General features: G+C 47.8%; 1 protein-coding gene. It reads right to left on the bottom strand.

Annotated features, from left to right (window positions below):
* Positions 1–856: type I restriction-modification system subunit M (locus ACK4HU_RS21940; protein ID WP_409810354.1), on the bottom strand; the 856-nt coding region annotated here is incomplete at both ends.

The following is an 856-nucleotide window of genomic DNA, read 5'->3' as shown; positions in this document are numbered from 1 at the left end:
GGTGTCTTTTTTGTTTTTCGCCAGCACCAAAATATTTACCGCTATGGTAGTGCCATAGAACAGGTTCGGCGCTAATGAAATCACCGTTTCGACATAGTTGTTGTCTACCAGGTATTGGCGAATTTTTTGCTCAGCCCCGCCACGGTAAAAAATACCCGGGAAGCACACTATCGCCGCCCGGCCTTTGCCGGATAAGTAACTAAGCGCATGCAGCACAAAAGCAAAGTCAGCCTTGGACTTAGGAGCTAACACACCCGCAGGCGCAAAGCGCTCATCGTTAATTAGCGTAGGGTCGTCACTGCCTTTCCACTTCACCGAATAGGGCGGGTTAGACACAATGGCATCAAAGGGTTTGTCATCCAGAAAGTGCGGTTCTTCCAGAGTGTTACCCAGCTGCATATTAAACTTGTCGTAATTGATGTTATGCAAAAACATATTCATCCGCGCCAGGTTGTAGGTGGTGTGGTTAATCTCCTGGCCGAAGAAGCCTTCTTCAATAATATGGTTATCGAAATGTTTTTTCGCTTGCAGCAACAACGAGCCAGAACCCGCTGCCGGGTCATAGATTTTATTGACGCTGGTTTGCTTGTGCATAGCCAGCTGGGCAATCAGCTTAGAGACATGCTGAGGTGTAAAAAACTCGCCCCCCGATTTACCGGCATTGGCGGCATAGTTAGAAATTAAAAACTCGTAGGCATCGCCAAACAGGTCAATCTGGCTGTTTTGAAAATCACCAAAACTCAAGCCTGCCACACCCTTGAGCACAGCGGCAAGGCGGCTATTTTTATCTTTGACGGTATTCCCAAGGCGGTTGCTGGTGGTATCAAAGTCAGCAAAGAGACCTTTGATGTCCTGT

The sequence above is a fragment of the Algoriphagus sp. genome (genome assembly GCF_046296635.1).
Classification (GTDB): domain Bacteria; phylum Bacteroidota; class Bacteroidia; order Cytophagales; family Cyclobacteriaceae; genus Algoriphagus.
This window is presented reverse-complemented; position numbering and strand designations above follow the sequence as displayed.